This window comes from Micromonospora sp. NPDC048830, assembly GCF_043198215.1.
Lineage (GTDB): Bacteria > Actinomycetota > Actinomycetes > Mycobacteriales > Micromonosporaceae > Micromonospora.
Map to the genome: position 1 here is coordinate 60,933 of NZ_JBICUP010000023.1, position 23,198 is coordinate 84,130.

21 protein-coding genes and 1 pseudogene are annotated in these 23,198 nt (G+C 72.4%); 13 read left to right on the plus strand and 9 right to left on the minus strand.

Annotation, left to right across the window (positions count from 1 at the left end):
• The first annotated feature begins 126 nt into the window (after positions 1-126).
• A complete protein-coding gene (locus tag ACGFIZ_RS20240) occupies positions 127-1,215 on the plus strand; it encodes a cell division protein DivIVA (RefSeq protein WP_393421399.1) in 1,089 nt (362 codons plus the stop codon).
• A gap of 291 nt (positions 1,216-1,506) precedes the next feature.
• Here the strand turns inward: ACGFIZ_RS20240 and ACGFIZ_RS20245 are convergent, their stop codons facing one another.
• Positions 1,507-1,728: a DUF2631 domain-containing protein gene (locus tag ACGFIZ_RS20245; RefSeq protein ID WP_347671738.1), complete on the minus strand. Its 222-nt coding sequence runs from the start codon at positions 1,726-1,728 to the stop codon at positions 1,507-1,509.
• A gap of 247 nt (positions 1,729-1,975) precedes the next feature.
• Here ACGFIZ_RS20245 and ACGFIZ_RS20250 point away from each other — a divergent pair, with 247 nt between their 5' ends.
• The gene (locus ACGFIZ_RS20250; RefSeq protein WP_393421311.1) at positions 1,976-3,547 is read left to right on the plus strand and encodes a Rieske 2Fe-2S domain-containing protein; all 1,572 of its coding nucleotides are present in this window, start codon (positions 1,976-1,978) and stop codon (positions 3,545-3,547) included.
• 176 nt (positions 3,548-3,723) lie between these two features.
• On the opposite strand, the pseudogene ACGFIZ_RS20255 reads toward ACGFIZ_RS20250, so the two are convergent.
• Positions 3,724-4,281, minus strand: a pseudogene (locus tag ACGFIZ_RS20255) (phytoene desaturase family protein); the annotation flags it as partial.
• An 11-nt stretch (positions 4,282-4,292) separates the two neighbouring features.
• The gene (locus tag ACGFIZ_RS20260; protein WP_393421313.1) at positions 4,293-5,030 is read right to left on the minus strand and encodes a TetR/AcrR family transcriptional regulator; all 738 of its coding nucleotides are present in this window, start codon (positions 5,028-5,030) and stop codon (positions 4,293-4,295) included.
• 93 nt (positions 5,031-5,123) lie between these two features.
• Between ACGFIZ_RS20260 and ACGFIZ_RS20265 the strand changes: the two genes are divergently transcribed.
• Together ACGFIZ_RS20265 and ACGFIZ_RS20270 are read left to right on the plus strand one after the other, a co-directional pair.
• Positions 5,124-7,271, plus strand: a complete 2,148-nt coding sequence (locus tag ACGFIZ_RS20265; RefSeq protein WP_393421315.1) for an MMPL family transporter — start codon at positions 5,124-5,126, stop codon at positions 7,269-7,271.
• Between the two features lie 135 nt (positions 7,272-7,406).
• Positions 7,407-7,910 carry a GNAT family N-acetyltransferase gene (locus ACGFIZ_RS20270; protein ID WP_393421317.1) on the plus strand — a complete coding sequence of 168 codons (504 nt, stop codon included), beginning with the start codon at positions 7,407-7,409 and terminating at the stop codon, positions 7,908-7,910.
• Between the two features lie 9 nt (positions 7,911-7,919).
• On the opposite strand, the gene ACGFIZ_RS20275 is transcribed toward ACGFIZ_RS20270, so the two are convergent.
• Genes ACGFIZ_RS20275 through ACGFIZ_RS20285 form a run of 3 tightly spaced genes read right to left on the minus strand, consistent with a single transcriptional unit; the run spans position 7,920 to position 8,724 of the window.
• Entirely contained in the window at positions 7,920-8,186 is a 267-nt protein-coding gene (locus ACGFIZ_RS20275; protein ID WP_393421319.1) for a hypothetical protein, read from the minus strand.
• Positions 8,183-8,446, minus strand: a complete 264-nt coding sequence (locus ACGFIZ_RS20280; protein ID WP_393421321.1) for a hypothetical protein — start codon at positions 8,444-8,446, stop codon at positions 8,183-8,185. Before ACGFIZ_RS20280 ends, ACGFIZ_RS20275 begins: the two co-directional genes overlap by 4 nt.
• Complete coding sequence (locus ACGFIZ_RS20285) at positions 8,443-8,724, minus strand: hypothetical protein (RefSeq protein WP_393421323.1); 282 nt, start codon at positions 8,722-8,724, stop codon at positions 8,443-8,445. The genes ACGFIZ_RS20280 and ACGFIZ_RS20285 overlap by 4 nt, the downstream gene beginning before the upstream one ends.
• Positions 8,725-8,932: 208 nt before the next feature.
• Here ACGFIZ_RS20285 and ACGFIZ_RS20290 point away from each other — a divergent pair, with 208 nt between their 5' ends.
• The 3 genes from ACGFIZ_RS20290 (at position 8,933) to ACGFIZ_RS20300 (ending at position 11,708) form a co-directional block, all read left to right on the plus strand.
• Positions 8,933-9,814: a helix-turn-helix domain-containing protein gene (locus ACGFIZ_RS20290; protein WP_393421325.1), complete on the plus strand. Its 882-nt coding sequence runs from the start codon at positions 8,933-8,935 to the stop codon at positions 9,812-9,814.
• A 4-nt stretch (positions 9,815-9,818) separates the two neighbouring features.
• Positions 9,819-10,001, plus strand: coding sequence for a DUF397 domain-containing protein (locus ACGFIZ_RS20295; protein WP_393421401.1), 183 nt, complete (start codon positions 9,819-9,821; stop codon positions 9,999-10,001).
• A 408-nt stretch (positions 10,002-10,409) separates the two neighbouring features.
• Positions 10,410-11,708: an amidohydrolase family protein gene (locus ACGFIZ_RS20300; RefSeq protein ID WP_393421327.1), complete on the plus strand. Its 1,299-nt coding sequence runs from the start codon at positions 10,410-10,412 to the stop codon at positions 11,706-11,708.
• A gap of 17 nt (positions 11,709-11,725) precedes the next feature.
• Here ACGFIZ_RS20300 and ACGFIZ_RS20305 read toward each other — a convergent pair whose 3' ends face one another.
• Together ACGFIZ_RS20305 and ACGFIZ_RS20310 are read right to left on the minus strand one after the other, a co-directional pair.
• Positions 11,726-13,822, minus strand: a complete 2,097-nt coding sequence (locus tag ACGFIZ_RS20305) for a glycogen debranching N-terminal domain-containing protein (protein WP_393421329.1) — start codon at positions 13,820-13,822, stop codon at positions 11,726-11,728.
• Between the two features lie 3 nt (positions 13,823-13,825).
• Positions 13,826-14,275, minus strand: coding sequence for an SCP2 sterol-binding domain-containing protein (locus ACGFIZ_RS20310; protein WP_393421403.1), 450 nt, complete (start codon positions 14,273-14,275; stop codon positions 13,826-13,828).
• A 199-nt stretch (positions 14,276-14,474) separates the two neighbouring features.
• On the opposite strand from ACGFIZ_RS20310, the gene dxr reads away from it, so the two are divergent.
• The 6 genes from dxr (at position 14,475) to ACGFIZ_RS20340 (ending at position 22,926) form a co-directional block, all read left to right on the plus strand.
• Positions 14,475-15,686: a 1-deoxy-D-xylulose-5-phosphate reductoisomerase gene (dxr, locus tag ACGFIZ_RS20315; RefSeq protein ID WP_393421331.1), complete on the plus strand. Its 1,212-nt coding sequence runs from the start codon at positions 14,475-14,477 to the stop codon at positions 15,684-15,686.
• Positions 15,686-16,936, plus strand: coding sequence for a M50 family metallopeptidase (locus tag ACGFIZ_RS20320; RefSeq protein WP_393421333.1), 1,251 nt, complete (start codon positions 15,686-15,688; stop codon positions 16,934-16,936). The genes dxr and ACGFIZ_RS20320 overlap by 1 nt, the downstream gene beginning before the upstream one ends.
• A gap of 9 nt (positions 16,937-16,945) precedes the next feature.
• Positions 16,946-18,118 carry a flavodoxin-dependent (E)-4-hydroxy-3-methylbut-2-enyl-diphosphate synthase gene (gene ispG / locus ACGFIZ_RS20325; RefSeq protein ID WP_393421335.1) on the plus strand — a complete coding sequence of 391 codons (1,173 nt, stop codon included), beginning with the start codon at positions 16,946-16,948 and terminating at the stop codon, positions 18,116-18,118.
• A gap of 34 nt (positions 18,119-18,152) precedes the next feature.
• A complete protein-coding gene (locus ACGFIZ_RS20330) occupies positions 18,153-18,305 on the plus strand; it encodes a hypothetical protein (RefSeq protein ID WP_393421337.1) in 153 nt (50 codons plus the stop codon).
• Positions 18,306-18,417: 112 nt separating this feature from the next.
• Positions 18,418-19,257 carry a GNAT family N-acetyltransferase gene (locus tag ACGFIZ_RS20335; RefSeq protein ID WP_393421339.1) on the plus strand — a complete coding sequence of 280 codons (840 nt, stop codon included), beginning with the start codon at positions 18,418-18,420 and terminating at the stop codon, positions 19,255-19,257.
• Between the two features lie 171 nt (positions 19,258-19,428).
• Positions 19,429-22,926 (plus strand): ATP-binding cassette domain-containing protein, encoded by a 3,498-nt coding sequence (locus ACGFIZ_RS20340; RefSeq protein WP_393421341.1) that lies wholly within the window; start codon positions 19,429-19,431, stop codon positions 22,924-22,926.
• Between the two features lie 15 nt (positions 22,927-22,941).
• Here ACGFIZ_RS20340 and ACGFIZ_RS20345 read toward each other — a convergent pair whose 3' ends face one another.
• On the minus strand, positions 22,942-23,163 hold the full coding sequence (locus ACGFIZ_RS20345; RefSeq protein WP_393421343.1) for a hypothetical protein: 222 nt from the start codon (positions 23,161-23,163) through the stop codon (positions 22,942-22,944).
• Between the last annotated feature and the right edge of the window lie 35 nt (positions 23,164-23,198).

The window sequence follows — 23,198 nt, forward strand, 5'->3', positions numbered from 1 at the left end:
GACCGGGGGCCCGCCCCGATGTTCGACGACCGGGGGCCCGCTCCGATGTTCGACGACCGGGGGCCCGCCCCGATGTTCGACGACCGGGGGCCCGCCCCGATGTTCGACGACCGGGGGCCCGCCCCGATGTTCGACGACCGGGGGCCCGCTCCGATGCGGGACGACCGGGGGCCCGCCCCGATGTTCGACGACCGGGGGCCCGCTCCGATGTTCGACGACCGGGGGCCCGCCCCGATGTTCGACGACCGGGGGCCCGCTCCGATGCGGGACGACCGGGGACCTGGCCCGATGCCGCCGCCGATGCCACCCCGGCCGATGCCGGCGCAGGCTGGTCCGCCCGATCGTTACGGCCGCTACGACGAGCCGACCGGCGCCTTCGCCGGGGGCAACTACGACGGCCCGCGCGGCGGGTACGACGCCCCCCGCGGCCCGGGTGCTCCCGGTGGTCCGGGTGGCCGCGGTGGTCCAGGTGCTCCCGGTGGTCCGGGTAGCCACGGTGGTCCTGGTGGCCACGGCAGCCCGGGTGCTCCGGGTGGCCATGGTGGCCCGGGTGCTCCGGGTGGCCATGGTGGCCCGGGTGCTCCGGGTGCTCCGGGTGGCCATGGTGGCCCGGGTGCTCCGGGTGGTCCGATGGGTCCCGGCGCGGGACACGGCGGCCCGCCGTCCAGGGGCCTGTCCGGCGGGCCCGGCGGCTACGGGCCGGACGACCGGTTCGACGGCTTCGAGGCGGGCCGGCGCGGTCGCGCCGACATGACCGCCGAGATCCGGATGCCCGAGCGGGACCTGCGCGAGCTGCGCGGGCGCGGGCCGGGCGGCCCGCCGCCGATGCCGCAGCAGCCGCACGGTGGCCCTGTCGGTGGCCCGCCGGTGGGCGGTCCGCCCCCCGTCGCCGGCCCCCCGCCGATGGCCGGTCCGCCGATGGGCGGCCCCCCCGCGGGCGGCCCCCCGATGGCCGGCCCTCCCGGCAGTGACCTGTACCGGGTCGACCAGATCCGCCGCAGCTTCCAGGTCCGCCGGTTCGGCAGCGGGTACGACCCCGACCAGGTCGACCGGCTCTTCGACGGGATCCTCGGCGCCATGGCCGGCCGTGGCCCCATGCCGGTCAACCCGAAGGAACTGGACACGCTGCGCTTCGGCCTGGTGCCGGGCGGCTACTTCGAGGCCGAGGTCGACGCGGCACTCAAGGAGGTCCAGGACATCCTGTTCGGCCGCTGACGGCGACTCTCGGCCTGCCGGGACGGGCCCGTACCGCGCCCGTCCCGAATTCCCTGCCGTCCGGCGTCGGGTTCCCTGCCGTCCGGCGTCGGGTTCCCGGTCGTCCTCCCCGGCGCCCGTGCCGTCCCCGCCGGGGTCCGTGCCGTCCGTGCTGGTGGGCGCGGTGACCTCCGTGCGGTGGTCGCCGCGGTCGTACCGACGACGAGGGCCCGCCCCGGGCAGGGGGCGGGCCCTCGATGCGTCGGATGCCGGGGTGCGACCGCCGGCCGGGCGGGTGTGCCGCCCCCTCGGTCAGGACCGCAGGCCGTTGCGGCGCAGCACGGCGTCGCCGACGACGATGGCCAGCAGCAGCACGGCCAGGCCGACCAGCCAGATGTCCTCGACCCTGCCCTCGTGGTTGCCGCAGAGCATCGCCAGCAGCACCAGCGCGGTGAGCACCGCACCGATCCGCCCGGCCTTGCGGTGCCCGGGCTTGTGCTGATCTGGGGACGTCACCGGCTCGCTTCCTGCCACTGTCGGTCCTTCCTCGCGATCGGATCTCCGGTTAGTCTGGCACGCCCCATGCCTGGCCTGGCGCGGTGGGGGCTTCCCGTGCAGGGTCGGGCGGAGCGGGACGCCCAGCGCCACGACGGGCGACCCGAGGGAGTTCGGCCCCCACCGGCCCGAGTCGACCGGCACTGGTGGCGTCGCGGGTCGGCGATCACACCGGCTCCGGTAGCGTCGAGGCGTACGCCTGATTGTCGTTTCGAGGGGGACTGCGGTGCGAGTGACCGGTACGGGACATGCCAGCATGCGGATCGACACGGCCGCGGGCAGCATCCTGTGCGACCCGTGGGTCAATCCCGCCTACTTCGCCTCGTGGTTCCCCTTCCCCGACAACTCCCAGCTCGACTGGGAGCGCCTGGGCCAGGTCGACTACCTGTACGTGTCGCACCTGCACCGGGACCACTTCGACGCCAAGCACCTGCGCGACTTCGTGTCCAAGGACGCGACCGTCCTGCTGCCCGAGTTTCCCACCTCGGAGATGGAGGACGAGCTGCGGGCGCTGGGCTTCACGAAGTTCCTCAAGGCGCCGAACGAGCAGGTCGTGGAGCTGCCCGGCGGCCTGAAAATCATGATCCAGGCGCTGACCAGCCCGACCGACGGCCCGATCGGCGACTCGTCGTTGTGGGTGGAGTACGACGGCGTACGGCTGCTCAACCAGAACGACGCCCGCCCCGCCGACCTGAGCGTCTTCGCCGAGCTGGGCCACGTGCACGCGCACCTGCTCCAGTTCTCCGGGGCGATCTGGTACCCGATGGTCTACGAGCTGCCGCAGTCGGCGAAGACGGCGTTCGGCAAGCAGAAGCGGGAGCGGCAGTTCGACCGCACCTGGCGCTACATCGACGACCTGAAGGCCGACCACGTCTTCCCGATCGCCGGCCCGCCGTGCTTCCTCGACGACGCGCTGTGGCAGTTCAACGACATCCACGGCGACGAGGGCAACATCTTCCCCGACCAGTCGGTCTTCCTGTCCGAGTACGCCAAGGTCGGCGGCACCAACGGGGTGGTGCTGCTGCCGGGCAGCGTCGCCGAGGTCACCGCCGAGGGCTGCGAGACCACGCACCCGGTGCCCGTGGCGGAGTTCTTCGCGAACAAGGCCACTCACCTGGAGGAGATGCGGGAGCGCAAGCGCGGGATCATCGAGGCCGAGAAGGCGTCCTGGCGGCACCCCGAGGTCGACGTGCTCGGCGAGATGAAGCGCCGCATCGAGCCGCTGCTGGACGAGTCGATCTACCTGGCCAAGGGGGTGGGCGGCCCGGTCCGCTTCGACCTCGTCGAAACCGACGGCGCAGGCGGCGAGTCGGTTGAGTCGATCGTGGTGGACTTCCCCGGCAAGGAGGTCCGCCCGTACGCCGACGAGAAGGTGCGCTACCGGTTCCGTACCGAGCGGGCGCTGGTGGAGCACCTGCTGCACACCGGCGAGGTGGACTGGGTCAACTCGCTGTTCCTGTCCTGCCGCTTCTCGGCGGCCCGGATCGGCCAGTACAACGAGTTCGTCTACGCGTTCTTCAAGTGCCTGTCGGAGGAGCGCCTCCAGTACGCCGAGGGCTGGTACGACGAGCACGAGCGGGCGGTCGACGCCGAGGACATCACCATCGGCGACTGGGTGGTGCAGCGCCGCTGCCCGCACCTGAAGGCGGACCTGAGCCGGTTCGGCATCGTCGAGGGCGACCAGCTCACCTGCCAGTTGCACGGCTGGAAGTTCGACCTGGCCAGCGGCCGCTGCCTCACCAGTGTCGGCCACAAGATCCGCGCCCACCGCGCCGACGCCGCCACCCAGGCGGGCTGACGCCCCCGCCCCCGCCCCATTCCCCGACCGCCGCCCGAGCTGCCCCGTGCCTCCGGTGTGAGAAGGGAACCCTTCTCTACCGGAGGCGTTAACAAGGGGCCCTTCCTTCACCCGGCCCAGGTCGGACAGGATGCGGCGGGCCGCGTTGTGGCCGGCGGCACCGATGACGCTGCCCGCCGGGAGGTAGTCGGCGACCGAGCCGCGGACCAGGTCCACGAACGCCTGCCGCAGCGCCGGGCGGACGTACCGCTCGGCGGTCTCCTCCACCGGCAGCGGCTCGGCCAGCCAGGCCGGGCCGAGGTCGTCGCGCAGCGCCGCCAGCTCGGCCTGGAGCGCGTCGTCGGCGGCCGCGTCGGCGGGGGAGAACATCTCCGCGACCTGCCGCCGGCTCGCCGCCGCGTCGCTGCCGAACAGCAGGTACGGCGAGCCGAGCCCGCCCGGCGTCGGCAGGAAGTAGTGCGGGTCGCGGCGCAGCACCGGGATGCGTACGTCGAGCGTGGCGAGCAGCTCCGGCGGCATCAGCCCAGCAGGTACGACCCGGTGGAGTGGCGCAGCCCCGGCACCTTCGGGAACGGGTTCTCCGTCCGGGTGGCGCCGCCGATCACGTCGGCCGCCTCAAGCACGACGACGTCCAGGCCGGCGCGGGCCAGCAGGATCGCCGAGACCAGCCCGTTGTGCCCGGAGCCGACCACCACGACGTCGACGCGGGCCGGCAGCTCGCTCGCATCGCTCATGCTCGGGCAGCCTAGTGGCGCGCGGCCCCCGGCGGGAGGGCGTCTCCGCTCGGGGCCGGGGCGAGCTGCGCCAGCATCGTCGCCAGCTCGGTCTCGAACAGCGCCTCCGGGTCGTCCACCGCCCAGGCGAGGTGGCCGAACACCTCCATCGCCACGAGCCCGTAGAGGCGCGCCCAGGCGGAGAGGAACGCGTACGCGACCTCGACGGGCAGGTCGCCGTGCCGGGCGAAGAGCGGGGCGAGGTGCCCGGCGAGGTGTCGCTGGACCGCCTCGGGCGGCGGGACGCGCAGGGTCGCGCCGCGCGTGAGCGCCACGAACGGGCCGAGGAACGCCGCGCCGAACCGGGCGCCCGGGTGGTCGGCGTCGGCGCACTGTTCGGCGAACGCGACGACCCCGGGGACCGGGCTGCCGAAGATGAGCGTGAACTCGGCGGGATGGTCGACGGCCCAGCGGCGCATCGCCCGGCACATCGCGAGGAGTTTGCCGGCCGGCTCCGGCCCGGCCGCGTCCCGGGCCGCCTCGACGGTGTGCCGCAGCTCGTCGTAGAGGTCGCCGGCCAGGCCGGCGATCAGCGCCTCGAGGCTGGGGAAGTACCGGTAGAGGGCGGGGGCGGTCATACCCATGTCGCGGGCGATGGCGCGCAGCGAGACCGCCTCGACCCCGCCCGTCACCAGCAGCCGCCGCGCGCCGTCCTTGATCTCGGACACGGCCGCCGTACGCAGGCGTTCCCGCCGGCTCGGTGCGCTCATCCGTCACCTCGCTTGACAGGAGTGAACGGCGTAGCAATAGTAAACGGCGTTCACTCGGATGATCGGTGGTTACGACTTCGACCTTAGCGGTCGGTGAGGGGGAAGGCGATGTTCGCCTGGTGGGGGCGCGCGGTGGTGCGGGTCAGATGGGCGGTGCTCGCCGCCGCGGTGGCGCTGGCCGTGGTCGGCTCGACCTGGGGCGCCGGCGTCTTCGGGGAGCTGACCGGGGGCGGCTTCGACGACCCGGCCAGCGAGTCCAGCCAGGCGACGGAGCGGATCACCGCCGAGCTGGGCCGGCAGGGCGCCGACCTCGTCGTGCTGTGGTCCAGCGACACGGCGACGGTGGACCAGCCGGCGTTCCGCGACCCGGTCGCCGGCACGGTCGCCGCACTGCGCCAGCGCCCGGAGGTCACCAGCGTCACCACCTGGTACGACACCCAGGCCCTGGCCCTCGTCGCCACCGACCGGCGGGCCACGTACGCGGTGCTCCAGCTCGCCGGCAGCGACGACGACGCCCGGGGCGAGGCGTACGAGGCGGTGCGCCCGGCACTGGACGCGCCCGGCCTGCGTACCGAGGTCGGCGGCACGATCGCCTTCCTGCGGGAGGCCAACACGCGGACCACGGCGGACATCACCCGCGCCGAGGTGCTCTCCATGCCGGTCCTGCTGGTGCTGCTGGTGTTCATCTTCCGCGGGCTGGTCGCCGCCACCACCCCGCTGCTCGTCGGCGGGCTGGCCATCCTCGGCGCGTTCGTCGCGGTCCGCCTGCTCAACCTGGTCACCGACGTGTCGATCTTCGCGATCAACATCATCACGCTGATCGGCCTCGGGATGGCGGTCGACTACGCCCTGTTCGTGGTCAGCCGGTTCCGGGAGGAGCTGGCCGCCGGCCATGACACCGCCGGGGCGATCGGCCGCACGATCGCCACGGCCGGCCGCACGGTGCTGGTCTCCGGGCTCACCGTCGCCCTCGCCCTGGCCAGCCTGCTGATCTTCGCGCAGCCGTTCCTGCGCTCGATGGGGCTCGGCGGGATGGCCGCCGTGCTGGTCGCGATGCTGGCGGCGCTGACCGTGCTCCCGGCCCTGCTCGCGGTGCTCGGCAGCCGGATCGACGCGCTGCGCGTACCGCTGCCGTGGGGGCGGCGGGCGCGGGGTGGGCGGCCGGCGGAGGCCGCGGGCGGCGGCGCCTGGGCCCGCATCGCGCGCAGCGTGATGGCCCGTCCCGTGGGCTACCTGGCCGGGGTCGCCGTCGTGCTCGCGCTGCTGGCGACGCCGTTCCTGCGGATCACGTTCGGCGGGTTCGACGAGCGGGTGCTCCCGGTCGACGCCGCGCCGCGGGTGGTCTCCGAGCGGATCGCCGCCGAGTTCCCCGGCGGCACGGTCGCCCCGATCGACGTGCTGGTCTCCGGGGCGCCCGCCGAGGCGGCACGGTCGTTCGCCGACCGGGTCGCGGCGGTGCCCGGCGTGACCGGCGTGCAGGTGGCGGCGAACAGGGGTAGCTCGACGCTGCTGACCGTCAGCTACCCCGGCGAGCCGACCGGCGACGTCGCCCAGGACGTGGTGCGCGAGCTGCGCGCCCTGCCCTCGCCCGCCGGCGCGGAGGTGCTGGTGGGCGGCCGGCCCGCCGCCGACCGGGACCTGCTGGACGGCCTCGGCGAGCGGCTGCCCTGGATGGCCCTGCTGATGGCCGGCGCGACCCTCGTGCTGCTGTTCCTGGCGTTCGGCTCGGTGGTCCTGCCGGTGAAGGCCGTGCTGATGAACCTGCTGTCGATCGGCGCGTCGTTCGGCGTGGTGGTCTGGATCTTCCAGGACGGGAACCTGGCCGACCTGATCGGCTTCACCCCGACCGGCTTCATCGAGCCGAGCAACCCGGTCCTCATGCTGGCGGTGCTGTTCGGGCTGGCCACCGACTACGAGGTGTTCCTGCTCTCCCGCGTCCGCGAGGAGTGGGACCGCACGGGCGACAACACCGCGGCGGTGGCCGCCGGCCTGCAACGCACCGGCCGGATCATCACCGCCGCCGCCCTGCTGCTGATCATCGTGGTCGCCGGCTTCGCCACCGGCGGGATGACCTACATCAAGCTGATCGGGATCGGCATGCTCGTGGCCATCGTCGTCGACGCGACCCTGGTCCGGGCGCTGCTCGTGCCCGCCACCATGCGCCTGCTCGGCCGCTGGAACTGGTGGGCGCCCGGCCCGCTGGCCCGCCTCCACGGGCGCTACGGCCTCCGCGAGGCATGACCGGACGACGTCGACGGATCCGACGGCGGCGGCGACGCGGCAGGAGGACGTGAGAACGGCGGGGCCGGGGCGAGCAGCCCCCGGCCCCGCTTTCCTTTGGGGCGCGGGGACGCGTACGCACTACGATCGCCCGCCATGACCGTGCTCACCACGGATCGCCTGCTGATCCGCGACTGGACCGCCGCGCCGGACGACCTGGCCCGGATCTACGACATCTACTCCCGTACGGAGGTGGTCCGCTGGCTGGGGGCGGCCCCCGGCCTGCCGCTGACCGACCCGGCCCGGGCGGCCGACCGGCTGGCCCTGTGGCGGGCGCGGCACGCCGACCACGCCGGCCGGTACGGCACCTGGGCGATCGAGCTGCGCGACACCGGCGTCGTCGTCGGGACCGTGCTGCTCAAGCCGCTGCCCGGCCGCGACGAGGGCGTGCCGACCGACGACATCGAGGTGGGCTGGCACCTGCACCCGGACTCCTGGGGCCACGGGTACGCCACCGAGGCGGCCCGGGCGGTCGTGGCCCGGGAGATGGCGGCCGGCACCCGCGAGGTGCGGGCGGTCGTGTCGCCCGGCAACACGGCGTCGATGGCGGTGGCCCGGCGGCTCGGCGGCCTGCTCACCCGCGCCGGCGCCGACCGGTGAGCTTCGCCGCTACGGGCGCGTCCACCCGATGAACCGGACGAAGTACGCGGCCGGGTCGACGTCGGCCGCGCGCAGGCGCAGCTCGTCCGCGATGGCGTCGTGCATGAGCAGGCACAGGTAGATGGCCAGGGCGGCCCGGTCGTCGGCGTACTCCCGGCGAAGCTGGAGCTTGGCCGGCTGGCAGGGCCACGGGGCGGCGCACACCCGGCAGCGCCAGGCGGGCCGGGCCGCGGTGTGACGGTTCGGCGCGGCGGGCGATATCCGGCCGTCGGTCATCGCGCGGCCCCGCTCGCCCGGCCGCGGAGCGCGGCCACCCGGACCAGCGCCGTCCGGGCCTGGTCGCCGGGCGCGGGGCTGCCGTCCGGCCGCAGTTCCACGCCGGTCAGCTCGACCCACTCCAGGGCGGGGTGGTCGAGGCCGGCGGGCCGCTGCGTTATCCGCAGCCGCAGCGGGCCGGTGCCGTAGCAGTAGTCGGCCTCGGCGATCGTGACCACGTCACCGACGGAGACGAGCGGTGCCACCGTCGGCATGGTCATCGGCGTCTCCCGTTCGCCCGATACGCCTGCCCCCGCGTGACCAGGCCCGCCGCGCCGATCCAGTGCACCGCCGTGGGGCCGTCCCAGAGGTGATTGCGCTGCGCGGGCAGCCCCGGCGGCGTCGGCGGTGGCTCCTCGACCGGTACGCCCGCGCGCCGGTCCGGGCAGGGCCAGCGCAGCCCGCAGGTGCAGTACCGGCCCCACCGTGACCAGTCGCGGCGGTGCCTCGGGCCGAGCGGTACGGGGCCGGCGGACGGCCGCTTTCCGAGAATTCCCACGCGTGCCTCCGGATGTGGTCGGTTCGTGGAATGGGGGCAGGAGTCGGGATGAGGTTTCGGGAGGCGACTCCTGCCCCCGACGGGACCGCCGTTGCCGGACGGCGATCACCAACGATGCTCGTTTCGCTGCTGGTTGTGAGCAAGCTTTCGGAGCAGAATGCGAACCAAGGGATGAGGTGCCTTACGCGACAGCAGAAAAGGGGATGACGTGGACGACTCGGGAAGCACCGTCCCGCGTAGGCAACTCGGCAGGTATCTGAGAGAACTTCGCGAAAATGCGTACGTCACGGTCTCGGCGGCGGCGAAGGAACTGGAATGGTCGGCGCCCCGGATCTGGCGGTACGAGACCGGTCAGGTCTCCATGCACCCGAACGATGTGGAGGTCATGTGCCGGGTGTACGGCGCATCGCGGGAGACCATCGAGACGCTGCGCGCCCTGGCCCGGGAGACCAAGGCGCACGGCTGGTGGCACAGCTACGGGGAGGCGATCAAGGACTGGTTCAAGCTGTACGTCGGCCTGGAGGCCGCCGCGACCAAGATTCGGCACTACGAGGTCAACCTTGTGCCCGGACTGCTTCAGACGGTCGAGTACATGACCGAGGTGATCGCCACTGACAGTCCGCAGTTGAGTGAGGCGGAGCGCAGAGCCAAGGTGGAGGTGCGGCTGCGCAGGCAGCGGCTCCTTGCCAGAGCGATACCCAGGGCGCCGCACCTCGACGTGATCCTCAGCGAGGCGGTGCTGCGCCGCCCACTGAGTGACCGGGTGGCAATGGTCCGCCAACTCGAAGCGCTGGTGGTGACGAGTCGCCAGCACAACATCCGCCTTCGGGTGTTACCGCTGAGGGCCGGGCTGTTCCGCTGGGCCCAGTCGGGCACGTTCACCATGCTCGACTTCCCGACCGATGTCCGGGAGCCGGAGCCGACCACCATCTACATGGACGGCCCGTGCGGCGCTGTCTACCTGGACAAGGCCCACGAGATCCAGACTTACGAGGACGCCTGGCGCTCACTCGGCGACCGGGCGCTTGACGAGGATGAGAGCCGCGAATTTGTGGCGGCGCTAGCGAAGGAGATGGCTGATGAGACGTGACGGGGTGTGGCGCACGTCGTCCCGTTCTGGCGGCGAGGGGAACTGCGTCGAGGTGGCGGCGTTCGCTGACACCATCGGGGTGCGGGACAGCAAGGATCGGGGCGGGCCGGCGTTGAGCTTCACGTCGGCGGCCTGGGTCGGTTTCGTCCAGGCCACTCGATCGGAAGACTTCGGCAGCCGTCGATAGCGGATGGCCTTCGGTGCCCCGCTGGACGGCGGGGCGCCGAAGGTTGGACGTCAGCCGACAGGTAGCCCGAGCTGCTGGGCGACGGATTTGCCGTCCCTGCCGGCGAACGGGTCGTAGGCGCGCCGGCCCGCCGCGATCTCGGCGTTCAGGGCGAAGAGGCGGCGGGCGATCTCGTCCTTGTCCTGCGCGACCGACTTCGGCCAGCCTCGGCGGCGTGGAGTCGCTGCCCGTATATCCGCCGTCCATGTGGGTAGGCTTAGCGGGGACAGATCGCCGCGTCAAGGGTCCCCCGCTCGGCCTGGTCCGGTTTGCCGCATGCGTAGGACGAGACGGCCGACCTGGTCGCCGATGCGCTCGCCGCGGCCGACGCAGCGAGCGATTCGGAACGTACGTGGAGGAGTTCACGCGGTGAGGATTTTGCTTACTGGCGGTACTGTGCTCAGCCTGGACCCGGCCGTCGGTGATTTCGCGAGCGGCGACGTGCTGGTCGAAGACGGCGTGATCGTCGAGGTGGCCGAGAGGATCGACGCGCCGGACGCCGAGGTGATCGATGCGACCGACCGGATCGTGCTGCCCGGCTTCGTCGACACGCACCGGCACACGTGGCAAACGGCATTTCGCGGTATGGGCGCGGACTGGACGTTCGCCGACTACCTGGCGACGATGCACGGCACGCTGCGCCCCCGTTACCAGCCCGAGGATGTCTATCTCGGTAATCTGCTCGGCCGGCTGGAGGCCCTGCACTCCGGCGTGACCACGATGCTGGACTGGTTTCACTGCGCGGAGAGCCCCGAGCACGCCGACGCCGCCGTCGCCGGGCTGCGGGACGCGCCGGGGCGGTCGATCTTCTGCTACGGCGCCGGGTGGGGCACCACCGACCCGATCGACGCCGAGATCCGCCGCGTCCACTCCGGATTTTCCGGCAACGGCCTGGTCACCATGGCGCTGGGACTGCGCGGTGCGGATTACACCACAATGGATACCGTCGCCAGTGACCTGGAACTGGCGGCCGAACTCGGGCTGCGCACCAGCCTGCACGTGGCGTCCGTCGGGACTCAACGCCCGATTGCCGACCTCCGTGAGCACCGCCTGCTCCGGGCCACCACGACCTTCGTACACGCCAACGGGATCGCTGACGACGAGCTGCGGATGCTCGCCGACGTCGGCAGCTCGGTCTCGATCAGCCCGGACGTCGAGCTGAAGATGGGCTTCGGTTGGCCGATGACTGGCCGGGTGCTGGCCGCCGGCCTGCGCCCGGCCCTGTCCATCGACGACTGCCCGGCGGTCGGCGGCGACATGTTCTCCACGATGCGCACCGCCTACGCCGTGCAGCGCGGCCTGGACGGCGGCCTGCGCTCCCGGGACCTGCTGGAGTACGCCACCGTCGACGGCGCCCGGGCGTGCGGGCTCGAAACCCGGACCGGCAGCCTTACGCCCGGCAAGGACGCCGACGTGATCCTGCTGCGCGCCGACGACCTCACTGTGTTTCCGGTTTTCGACCCGGCCGGCACGGTCGTCACTGCCGGCCATCCCGGCCTTGTCGACACGGTTCTCGTCGCCGGCCACGTGGTCAAACACGACGGCGTACTGGTCGATGTCGACCTGCCAGCGCTGCGCGCCCGACTGCTGGAGTCGCGCGACCGGATCGCCACGGCCGCCGGCATCCCCCTCGGCGGCACCTGGCGTCCGCTGCCAGAATCGGAGTAACCGCGGTGTGAAGCACGTCAGCGGTCGGTGCCGGAGGCGCCTCGCCTGAGGACCCGAGAGTGTGGTTTCGGGCGGGCACTGGCCCGGCGGCCGAAGGCGTCGGCCCGCCCCCAGCGCCCAGGGATGCCGAGCAGCTCGATCCGGTTCATCGAGGGCGGCAGGTGTGGCTCCACCGCGAGGTGATCTTCGTGCGGGTTGAGGCCGAGTATCGTACGGAGAAACAGCAATGTGGCCCCAGCCGACCAGCCCTGCGGGCTGCATGCCGTCGGGTACTCGACGGGGTATCCGGTCAACGCCCGATCGTAGCCGGCGAAGGCCTCGGGCAGGCGACCACCAAAATACTCGGAGGCTTCGATGATGCCTTCGGCTATGCGCCCGGCCTCTTCCCGGAAGCCGTAGCGCCAGAGTCCCCACGCAATGATCGAATTGTCGAACGGCCACACCGTGCCCACGTGGTACCCGACCGGGTTGTACCGGGCTTCGCTCTCAGCGAGGGTGCGTACGCCCCAGCCCGAGAACATGCTCGGCCCGAGCAGATGCTCGGCCACCTTCTTTGCGCGTGCCGGCTCGACGATCCCGCTCCACAGCAGGTGCCCCATGTTGGACGACAGCGCGTCAACCGGCTTCCCCTCGGGATCGAGGGCGAGCGCATAGTACTCCCTGTCAGCTACCCAGAAGTCGCGGTTGAAACGCTCCTTGAGTTGCGCCGCGTCCCGTTCCAGGCGGTCGGCGTACTCTGGGTCATTCCAGCACTCGCGGGCCAGCCGCGCGCCGCGTACCTTGGCGTCGTAGGCGTAGCCCTGTAGTTCGCAGGTCGCCCTGGGCAGGTCCGGGAGCCTGCCGTCACGGTAGGAGATCGAGTCCCAGGAGTCCTTCCAGCACTGGTTTTCCAATCCGTTCCTAGTGTTGCGCCGCTGGTACGAGATGTAGCCGTTGCCCAGCAGGTCACCGTATTCGTCGATCCACCGCAGGGCGGCCCGGGCATCGCGTTCGTACAATCGCACCAGGTCCGAGTCGCCGGTCCACTGCTCGTACTCGTCAAGCAGAATTATATACAGGGGCGTTGAGTCGGCCGAGCCGAAGTAGGGGCTATGTGGCTGCTCCTCAAAGGCTACCGTTTCACCATAGCGGAGCTCGTGTATGATCTTCCCCGGCTCTTCCTCGCGAAAGTCGTCAAGCTTCCGGCCCTGCAAGAGTGCCAACAAACGCAGGATGGGTCGCGTCAGTTTCGGCGCAAACGGCAGCGTTTGCAGGCTGATGAAGAGGCTGTCCCGGCCGAAAACGGTCATGAACCAGGGCAACCCCGCCGTGAAAATGGGGTTCGGATCGGACAGGGACGAATACCGCATGGCCGCCAAATCGACCAGGCTTCGCTCGTACGCCGTCTGCAGTGGTGCGAAGTCACAGACGAGCTCCGGCATCTCGTCCAGCCAGCGCTCCAGATCCTGGCGCAGTTTTCGTTTAGGCCTTCTCCGATAGGCGGCCCAGACGGTCTCGGCATCGCCCACACCCCGGGGAGGACCATGGACCACCGGCTGCACGTGCAGCTCGGTCTGCCAGGACTCACGCGGTTCCAGACGGATGTCGAAGGTCATCCCGCCATCGTCGACCAGGGCTGGCGCGGAGCTGGAAACGAACGTTCCCCGACGGAATTTTTCTCGCTTGTAGATGAAGCGCAGGCGGTTATCTTCCCTGAGCACCGACGTCGTACCGCGCTTCTGCCGCCCATCTTTGATCTCGAACAGGTCGGCGAAGTCGCTCCCCATATCCACCCGTAGCTTGAGACACGCAGGCTTGATATCGTGGTTGATGACAGTCAGCCGTTCGGTGAAATTTACCGATATCGACTGTTCTCGGATGACCGACACTTTCGCATCAATGTAGTGGGTGGGCTCGCCGGGGACGAGGAAAAACCGGGTCTCAAAATACTGCAGGTCGTCCCTCGAAAGCGCATTGAGTCGGCCTCCGTTGATGCTGAGGACCCAGGTCGAAAGAAAGCGGGTATCAAATGAAAAGAGCCCGGACGGATAGACCGGGGAGGGGTTGATGTCTCCGCGCTCGTCACTGACAATGAACGTGTTGCCGTCCAGGATGGCAACGCCTCGCTCGTTCATGCCTCAATGCCTCCTCTCGCGGGTTTTGCGGACGAAGTCACGCGGGTGATGCGCGGAGGGGGGGCCAGGAAAGAGCCGGGCGAGGATATCCACCAGGCCCAGAGACCCCTCGACGATCATCTCGTTCCGGAAAAACAGTACGGCGAATCGCTCATTACCTGTGGCCAGCTCGTCGAACAGGGGTCGGGGGCCGCGAATGACAGCATCCGGTTGGTGATCTTCGCGCGACACCCGTACCTTCCCCTTGTCCAGGGTGACAAACCATTGGTCGGCCCTCGAGTCAGTCTCCAGGTCAAAGCGGATCGTGCCGCGCACCCCGTGCGGCAAATACTCAACACCGGGTACCTCATTTCGGCCCAGCCGCTCGAAGAAATCGGTTATGGGATGCTCTGTTCCGGCGACCTTTTTTCGCTGCATCATCCTGTTGTAGGTGACGAGGTGGTGTGCGGACATCACCCGGAACGGGTGAGGTTTTGGGTCGCGGTGACCGTGCCGCCCCGGTCCGCTCACCTGCGGCCCGCGCGTCCCGATCTTGGACAGTTGCCGCTCGCAGCGAACGGTAAGTGTCCAGAACTCGAGCGTCGGCCTGGTCGCCGGGCGATCATGTGAGGCTCTCAGCCAACGCTCAGACACCCTGGGGAAGAATGACCGGGTGAGCTCTCCCCGCAATCTCGTCCTGCTCGGGTCGACCGGCTCGATCGGCACGCAGGCCGTCGACATCGTCCGGCGCAATCCCGCCCGGTTCCGGGTGGTCGCGCTCGGCGCCGGGGGCGGCAACGTCGAGCTGCTCGCCGCCCAGGCCCTCGAACTCGGCGTCGAGGCGGTCGGCGTGGCGAAGGCGTCGGCCGCGCAGGACCTCCAGCTCGCCTTCTACGCGGAGGCGAGCCGGCGCGGCTGGGCCACCGGCGACTTCCGGCTGCCCAAGATCGTGGCCGGGCCGGACGCGATGACAGAGCTGGCCCAGTGGCCCTGCGACGTGGTGCTCAACGGCGTGGTCGGCTCGCTCGGGCTCGCGCCGACCCTCGCCGCGCTGCGCGCCGGGCGTACCCTCGCGCTGGCCAACAAGGAGTCGCTGGTGGCCGGCGGCCCCCTCGTCAAGGCCGCGGTGACACGGCCGGGGCAGATCGTTCCGGTCGACTCCGAGCACTCGGCGCTGGCGCAGTGCCTGCGCGGCGGCACCCGGGGGGAGGTGCGCCGACTGGTCGTCACGGCCAGCGGCGGGCCGTTCCGGGGGCGGCGGCGCGACGAACTGACCGAGGTCACGCCGGAGCAGGCCCTGGCCCACCCGACCTGGAACATGGGGCCGGTCGTCACGATCAACTCCGCCACGATGGTCAACAAGGCGCTGGAGGTGATCGAGGCGCACGAGCTGTTCGACGTGCCGTACGCCGACATCACCGTGATGGTGCACCCGCAGTCGGTGATCCACTCGATGGTCGAGTTCGCCGACGGGTCGACCCTCGCGCAGGCCAGCCCGCCCGACATGCGGCTGCCGATCGCGCTCGGCCTCGGCTGGCCCGACCGGGTGCCCGACGCCGCGGCCGCCGTGGACTGGACGAAGGCCCACACCTGGGAGTTCGCCCCGCTGGACGACGAGGCGTTCCCGGCGGTGGCGCTGGCGAAGGCGGCCGGCGAGGCGGGGCGGTGCCGCCCGGCGATCTACAACGCGGCCAACGAGGAGTGCGTCGCGGCGTTCGTCGCCGGCCGGCTGCCGTTCCTCGGCATCGTGGACACCCTGCGGACAGTGTTGGACGCCGCTCCCGATTTCGACGAACCAGGTACCGTCGAGGACGTGCTCGCCGCCGAGTCGTGGGCGCGGGCGCACGCGCAGGAGATCATCTCGGCGTCGGTGGAAGGAGCTTGATGGCGTACCTGCTCGGGGTGGTGCTGTTCGCCCTGGCCATCCTCGTCTCGGTGAGCCTGCACGAGGCGGGGCACATGCTCACCGCCAAGGCGTTCGGGATGAAGGTCACCCGCTACTTCGTGGGCTTCGGGCCCACCCTCTGGTCGTTCCGGCGGGGCGAGACCGAGTACGGGATCAAGGGCATCCCGCTCGGCGGGTTCTGCAAGATCGTCGGCATGACGCCGCAGGACGACGACGTCGACCCGGCCGACGAGCCCCGGGCGATGTGGCGGTACCCGGTCTGGAAGCGGACGATCGTCATGTCCGCGGGCTCCATCACCCACTTCGCGCTCGCGCTGGTCGCCACCTGGTTCATCGCGGTCTCCGCCGGCCTGCCCAACCCCGACTTCCCGAACACGGACGCCGAGGCCCGCCAGGAGCCGGCGGTGATCGGGGTGCACGACTGCATCCTGCCGGGGAGCACCCTGCGGGCGTGCCAGGCCGGCGACCCGGCCAGCCCGGCCGCCCAGGCCAACCTGCGCGACGGCGACCGGATCACCTCGCTCAACGGCACCCCGGTCAACAACTACGGCGACCTGCTGGTCGCGCTGCGGGCGACCAAGCCGGGCGACACCGCCACCATCGGGTACGTCCGCGACGGCCAGCCGGGCACCACGCAGGCCGTGCTCGCCGAGACCCAACGCCCGCCGCTGGACGACCCGAAGGGCCCGGTCGGCCCGGTCTCCGCGCTCGGCATCGGCCTCCGGTTCACGACCCCCACCGTGGTCAGCTACGGGCCGCTGGAGGCGTTCGGCGCCACCGGCCGCTTCACCGGCGACATGGCCGTCGGCACGTACGAGGCGATCAAGCGGATCCCGCAGAAGGTCCCCGCCCTCTGGACGGCGATCACCGGCGGCGAGCGGGACGTGGACACCCCGATCAGCGTGGTCGGCGCCAGCCGGCTCGGCGGCGAGTTCGTGGAGAACGACGCCTGGCTGGGGTTCTTCATGCTGTTCGTCTCGCTGAACTTCTTCATCGGCGTGTTCAACCTGCTGCCGCTGCTGCCGCTCGACGGCGGGCACATCGCCATCGCCTGGTTCGAGCGCGTCCGGTCCTGGATCTACGCGCGCCTGCGCCGCCCCGACCCGGGCCGCGTCGACTACCTCAAACTCATGCCCATCACGTACGCGGTGATCCTGATCGGCGGCGTGTTCACGCTGCTGACCGTCACCGCGGACGTCGTCAACCCGATCACGCTCTTCTCAAGGTGAGTGCCTGAAGTGACCGCTGTCAGTCTCGGTATGCCCGCCGTGCCGCCCCCCGCGCTCGCCCCGCGTCGGGCCAGCCGCCAGATCATGGTCGGCCCGGTGCCGGTCGGCGGGGGCGCGCCCGTGTCGGTGCAGTCGATGACCACCACCCTCACCGCCGACGTCAACGCCACCCTCCAGCAGATCGCCGAGCTGACCGCGGCCGGCTGCCAGATCGTCCGGGTGGCCGTGCCGTCGCAGGACGACGTGGAGGCGCTGCCGGCGATCGCGAAGAAGTCGAAGATCCCGGTCATCGCCGACATCCACTTCCAGCCGAAGTACGTCTTCGCCGCGATCGACGCCGGCTGCGCGGCGGTCCGGGTGAACCCGGGCAACATCCGGCAGTTCGACGACAAGGTGAAGGAGATCGCCAGGGCGGCCGGGGACGCGGGCGTGCCGATCCGCATCGGCGTCAACGCCGGCTCGCTGGACAAGCGGCTGCTCACCAAGTACGGCAAGGCCACCGCGGAGGCGCTGGTCGAGTCGGCGCTGTGGGAGTGCTCGCTGTTCGAGGAGCACGGCTTCCGGGACATCAAGATCTCGGTCAAGCACAACGACCCGGTGGTGATGATCCGGGCGTACCGGCAGCTGGCCGAGCAGTGCGACTACCCGCTGCACCTCGGCGTGACCGAGGCGGGCCCGGCGTTCCAGGGCACGATCAAGTCGGCGGTCGCGTTCGGCGCGCTGCTGGCCGAGGGGATCGGCGACACGATCCGCGTCTCGCTGTCGGCCCCGCCCGTGGAGGAGATCAAGGTCGGCGCCGCGATCCTGGAGTCGCTGGGGCTGCGCGAGCGGGGCCTGGAGATCGTCTCCTGCCCGTCCTGCGGGCGCGCCCAGGTGGACGTCTACAAGCTGGCCGAGGAGGTCACCGCCGGCCTGGAGGGGCTGCCGGTGCCGCTGCGGGTGGCCGTCATGGGCTGTGTCGTCAACGGCCCGGGCGAGGCCCGGGAGGCCGACCTGGGCGTCGCCTCCGGCAACGGCAAGGGGCAGATCTTCGTGAAGGGGCAGGTCGTGAAGACCGTCCCCGAGTCGCAGATCGTGGAGACCCTGATCGAGGAGGCGCTGCGGATCGCCGACGAGATGGGCGCGGAGATCCCCGAGGACCTGCGGGACGTGGTCCCCGGCGCCACGGTGACGGTCCACTGACCGCCCCCTGAGGGGCCTGATTCAGGGTGAACTGGTGCCCAACCCGCGTCACCTGGCCTGCGCGCAGCGCAGCTCGCTGTTGCTCGGCGGGCTGTTCCTGCTGCTCGGGGCCCTCGTCCCGCCGGTGGTGCGGTGGGCCGCGCGGACCCGGGAGGTGGCCGTCGCCCCGGAGGCCGCGTCGGTCTGACCGGTCGGGCCCGCCGGCCGCGCGGGCTCGCCACCCGGCCGACGGGCGGACGGCCGACCCGGCCGGCTGGTCGAGCCGCGCGGGGGCCGCTTGATCTGGCAGGCTGGTACCCGTGCTGACGGTGCCGGTACGGCAACTGGGGGAGTCGGAACGCCGCGCGGTGGAGCGGCTGCTCGACCTGGACCCGTTCGCGGGCGCGCAGGTCGCGGAGCGGGTCGCGGCCCGCGGGCTGGCCTGGTGGCGGGCCGAGGGGCGGATCCTCGGGTACGGCACGCGCCGCAACCTGGAGTCGATCTGCTGGCTCGGCGGCAACCTGACCCCGGTGCTGGCCTCGGAGCCCGCGGTCGCCGCCTTCGCCGACCTGCTCGCCGCCGAGGAGCGGCTCTGCTCGTCCATCGTGGGGCGGGCCGACGCGGTGCTCGGGCTCTGGGACCGGCTCGCCGCGCACTGGGGCCCGGCCCGCGACGTCCGTCCCAACCAGCCGCTGCTGGTCACCGACGCGCTGCCCGCCGTGCCCGCCGACGACCAGGTGCGCCGGGTGCGCGGCGGCGAGGTCGACCAGCTGTTCCCGGCGGCCGTGGCCATGTACACCGAGGAGGTCGGCGTGTCGCCGCTGGCCGAGGACGGCGGCCGCGGCTACCGGCGGCGGGTCGCCGACCTGGTCCGGTCCGGCCGGGCGTACGCCCGGTTCGTCGACGGCCAGGTGGTGTTCAAGGCCGAGCTGGCGGTGGTGACCCGGCGCACCGCGCAGGTCCAGGGGGTCTGGGTGGCCCCGCCGTGGCGTGGCCGGGGCATCGCCACGGCGGCGATGGCGGCGGTGGTGCGCGACGCGCTGCTGCGGGTGGCCCCGACCGTCAGCCTGTACGTCAACGACTTCAACCTGCCGGCCCGCCGGGTGTACGAGCGCTGCGGCTTCCGCCCGGTCGGCACCCTGGCCACCGTCCTCTTCTGAACGGAACGGCACCCCTGTCGACGCCTGCGGTGTAGCGGGATCCTGACGACCGTCCGGGCGGCACCCCGGACCGCACGGGCGCTTGCGCCCCTTTCGGTAAATGCGTTGTGCGCCCCCGCCCGGATCGCGCAGGGTGGAGGCACCGCCACCCCACGTCCGGAGGGACCGAGCATGCGCCTTTTCCGCGACCTGTGGGCGACCTCGCCACGCCGCATGACGCTCGTGGCCGTGCTGGTGGTTCTCGGCGCCGCGGGCCAGGCGTCCGCCGCGGCGCTCGCCGGCCCGGTGCTGCTGCACCGCTCGGGCGCGCTGTTCACGCTCCTCGCGGTGGCGCTCTGCGCCGCCGTCTTCACCGACCTCGCGATCAACCTGCTGATGGCCGGGCTGACCGCCGACTGGTCCGCGGCCGTCCGGCGGCGGCTGTGCCGGGTGGCGTTCGGGCAGGACCTGCCCACGCTGGAGGCCACCCCGGTCGGCGAGCTGCTGGACCGGATCGACGGCGACGTCTACCAGGTCGCCTCCGAGGTGCGCGGCCACGGCACGCGGATCGCGCAGATGGCCGCCACGGGCCTGCTCTCGGTGATCGTCGCACTCGTCGTGTGGTGGCCCGCCGGGCTGAGCATGCTCGCGCTGTCCGCGCTGCTCGCGGCCGTCCTGCGCCGGCCCACCCGGCGGATCGCCCCGGCCCGGATGGCCGAGGAGGAGGCGTGGACGGACCTCGCCGCCGTGATGGAGGAGGCCGTCCACGGCCAGGACGACGTGCGGACCAGCCTCGCCCGGCCGTACGTGCTGCGGCTCTACGCCCGGCGGGCGAGGGAGGTGCTGGTCCGGGGCCAGCGGGTGTGGCGGATGTCGGCCGCCGTCAACGCGGGCGGCACGGCGGTCATCCGCGCCGGGATCGTCGGGGTGGTGCTCGGCGGGGCGTGGGCGCTGGCCACCGACCGCATCGACCCGGCCCGGCTGACCGCCGTCTGGCTGCTCGTGGTCGGCTTCGGCGCGACCGTCGAACACATCAGCCGGATGGTCCCCGAGTTGCAGTACGCGCTCGGCGCGTGGGGCCGGGTGCAGCTGCTGCAGACGGCGCCGCAGGAGCCGGCCGGCGGGCGGGAACCCGCCGAGGGTGACCTGGTCGTCCGCGGCCTCACCTTCCGCTACCCGACGTCCGGCGGGGAGGGCGAACGTGCCCCCGCGCTGCGCGACGTCTCGCTGACCTTCGCCCGCGGCCGGTCGTACGCCCTGGTGGGGCGGACCGGGTCCGGCAAGTCCACCCTGGCCAAGGTGCTGACGCGGGCGGTCGGGCTGCCCCGCGGCACGGTGTTCCTCGGCGGGACGGACCTGCTCGACCTGGACGTCGAGCGGCTGCGCCGGTGGATCGCCGTGGTGCCGCAGCGCACCGAGATCCTGGCCGGCACCCTCGCCGAGAACGTCGCGCTGTTCGACCCGGACCTGCTCGACGACGCCGCCCGGGCGCTGGACGAGCTGGGGCTGTCCGGCTGGATCGCCGGACTGCCGGACGGCCTGGCCACCCGGCTCGGCGACGGCGGGCACGTGCTGTCGGCCGGGCAGGAGCAGCTGGTCGCGTTCGCCCGCATCCTGGTCCGCGACCCGCGCGTGGTGATCCTCGACGAGGCCACCGCGCGGCTGGACCCGGTCACCGAGTCGCTGGTGCAGCGGGCCACCGACCGCCTGCTGGCCGACCGGATCGGCATCGTCATCGCGCACCGGCTCTCCTCGGTCCGCCGCTGCGACGAGGTGGTGATGATGGCCGACGGCCGGGTCGTCGAGGCCGGCCCGCTGCGCGAGTCGGAGCGGTTCGCCGAGCTGCTGGCCGTCAGCCACGCGTCCGCGTACGCCGAGGCGGGCGTCGGCGGGCGGGGCGCCGCCGTGCTGACCGGCCCGCCGCCGGAGCGGCCGGCCGCCTCGACCCCCGGGCCCGCCGCGGCGCCCGCGGCGACCCTGCCCCGGGTCGCGCCGCCGCCGGTGCCGCCCGCGCCGCGCGCCCGGACGCTGCGGGAGATCGTCCGGCTGACCACCAACGACCCCCGGTACGGCATGGCCGCGGTCACCCTGTTCACCGTGGGCGGGCTGCTCGGCCTGGACGGCGCGGTGCTGCCCTGGCTCTGGGCCGACCTGGTCGACGGTGCCGGCGGGCCCTGGTGGCCGGCCGTCGGGATCGTCGCCGCGCTGCTGCTGACCGTGCCGATGCCGTACCTCACCAGCATCTGGTTCCCGAACTGGTGGGTGCGGCAGAACCTGCGGATCAGCCTGCGTCTGGTGCACGGGCAGACCGGCCCGCGCCGGATCAGCGGCCACACGCCGGCCGAGGTCGTCGCCCAGGGCGGCGACACCGAGCGCGTGGTGATCCTCGCCGACAACGCGCTCGACCAGGTCGTCGCCGCGGTCGCCGTGGTCGGCATGACGGTGGTGACCGGCAGCCTGGTGCCGGGGGCGTTCTTCGCCGGCACGATGGTGGTCTCCGGGCTGGCGGCGACGGCGTTCGGGCCCCGGCTGGAGCGCTCGGCCCGGGCCACGGTCGCGGCGCGGGCCGCGTTCGCCACCGCGCTCGTGTCGTCCCTGTCGGCCGCCCGTACGGTGAAGCTGGCCGGCGCCACCGGGCCGGTGCTGGCCCACCTGGCCCGCCTCGACCGCACCCGCAGCGAGCGGCAGCGCCGGGAGATCGCGGTGCAGGTGTGGGCGCGGTCGACGCCCTCGGTCATGAGCGGCCTGCTGCCGGTCGGCGCGTGGGCGCTCTACCTGGCGGGCGGGCTCTCCGCCGGGGCGACGCTGGTCGCGGTCTCCACCCTCGCGGCGGCCCGCTGGTTCGCCTGGACCACGGCGTCCCTCGTCTCCCAGATGCCGTCGGCGCGGGTGTGGACGCGGCGGACGGTGGCGATGGCCGGGATCGGGGCGTACTCGGCGCCCGTGCCCGGGGTGGACCTGGTCGCCGGGACAGCCCCCGCGCCGGAGCCGCCGGCCCGGCGTCCGCTGCGCCGGCTGGAGCTGGACGGCTTCGGCGCGCTGCACTCCGACGGGACGCTCGCCGTCCGCGACGTCGACCTGACCGTCGAGCGCGGGCAACTGGTGCTCGTCGTCGGGCCGGTCGGCTCGGGCAAGTCGTCGCTGCTGCGCGCCCTGGCCGGGATCGTGCACCACACCGGCACGCTGCGCTGGAACACCGAGCCGGTGACCGAGCCCGAGCTGTTCCTGCGTCCCCAGCAGGTCGGGTACGTCGGGCAGCTGCCCCGGGTGCTCTCGGGCACGGTGGCCGACAACATCGCCCTCGGGCACGACGTGGACGCCGCCGCGGCGGTGTCGACGGCCCAGCTGGAGCACGACCTGGCCGCCGCCGGGGCGGGGACGGGGCTGCTCATCGGGCACAAGGGCACCCGGCTGTCGGGCGGGCAGTTGCAGCGGCTGGCGCTGGCCCGGGCGCTGGCCCCGCGTACGGAGCTGCTGGTGGCCGACGACGTGTCGTCGGCGCTGGACGTCACCACCGAGCTGGCGCTGTGGGCGGCCCTGCGCGAGCACGGCGTGACGGTCGTCGGCTCGACGTCGAAGCGGGCCGCGCTGGTGCGCGCCGACCAGGTGGTGGTGCTGGTCGATGGCACGATGGCGGCGTGCGGCCCGTGGCGCGACCTGGAGCCCACCTGGCACCACCTGGCAGGCTGACCCCAGGCCGGCCGGTCAGAAGGCGCGGGCGTACTGGTCGGGCCAGGACGGGCCGGCGCCGAGGCTGGCCGCCGCCCGGCGGGGCCAGTACGGGTCGCGCAGCAGCTCCCGGCCGAGGAGGACGAGGTCCGCCTCGCCGCCGGCCACGATCTGCTCGGCCTGCTCCGGCTCGACGATCAACCCCACCGCGCCGGTGGCCACCCCCGCCTCCCGGCGGATGCGCGCCGCCAGCGGCACCTGGCGCGCAGGGCGAGCGGGGTGAACAGGGCACT

Bases quoted from the DNA above. Each gene is read 5' to 3' on its own strand.
- ACGFIZ_RS20240 (WP_393421399.1), top strand. From the start codon at position 127: ATGTTCGACGACCGGGGGCCCGCTCCGATGCGGGACGACCGGGGGCCC.
- ACGFIZ_RS20260 (WP_393421313.1), bottom strand. From the start codon at position 5,030: ATGAGCGCACCGAGCCGGCGGGAACGCCTGCGTACGGCGGCCGTGTCC.
- ACGFIZ_RS20270 (WP_393421317.1), top strand. From the start codon at position 7,407: ATGACCGTGCTCACCACGGATCGCCTGCTGATCCGCGACTGGACCGCC.
- ACGFIZ_RS20275 (WP_393421319.1), bottom strand. From the start codon at position 8,186: ATGACCGACGGCCGGATATCGCCCGCCGCGCCGAACCGTCACACCGCG.
- ACGFIZ_RS20280 (WP_393421321.1), bottom strand. From the start codon at position 8,446: ATGACCATGCCGACGGTGGCACCGCTCGTCTCCGTCGGTGACGTGGTC.
- ACGFIZ_RS20305 (WP_393421329.1), bottom strand. From the start codon at position 13,822: ATGAACGAGCGAGGCGTTGCCATCCTGGACGGCAACACGTTCATTGTC.
- ACGFIZ_RS20310 (WP_393421403.1), bottom strand. From the start codon at position 14,275: ATGTCCGCACACCACCTCGTCACCTACAACAGGATGATGCAGCGAAAA.
- ACGFIZ_RS20320 (WP_393421333.1), top strand. From the start codon at position 15,686: ATGGCGTACCTGCTCGGGGTGGTGCTGTTCGCCCTGGCCATCCTCGTC.
- ACGFIZ_RS20340 (WP_393421341.1), top strand. From the start codon at position 19,429: ATGCGCCTTTTCCGCGACCTGTGGGCGACCTCGCCACGCCGCATGACG.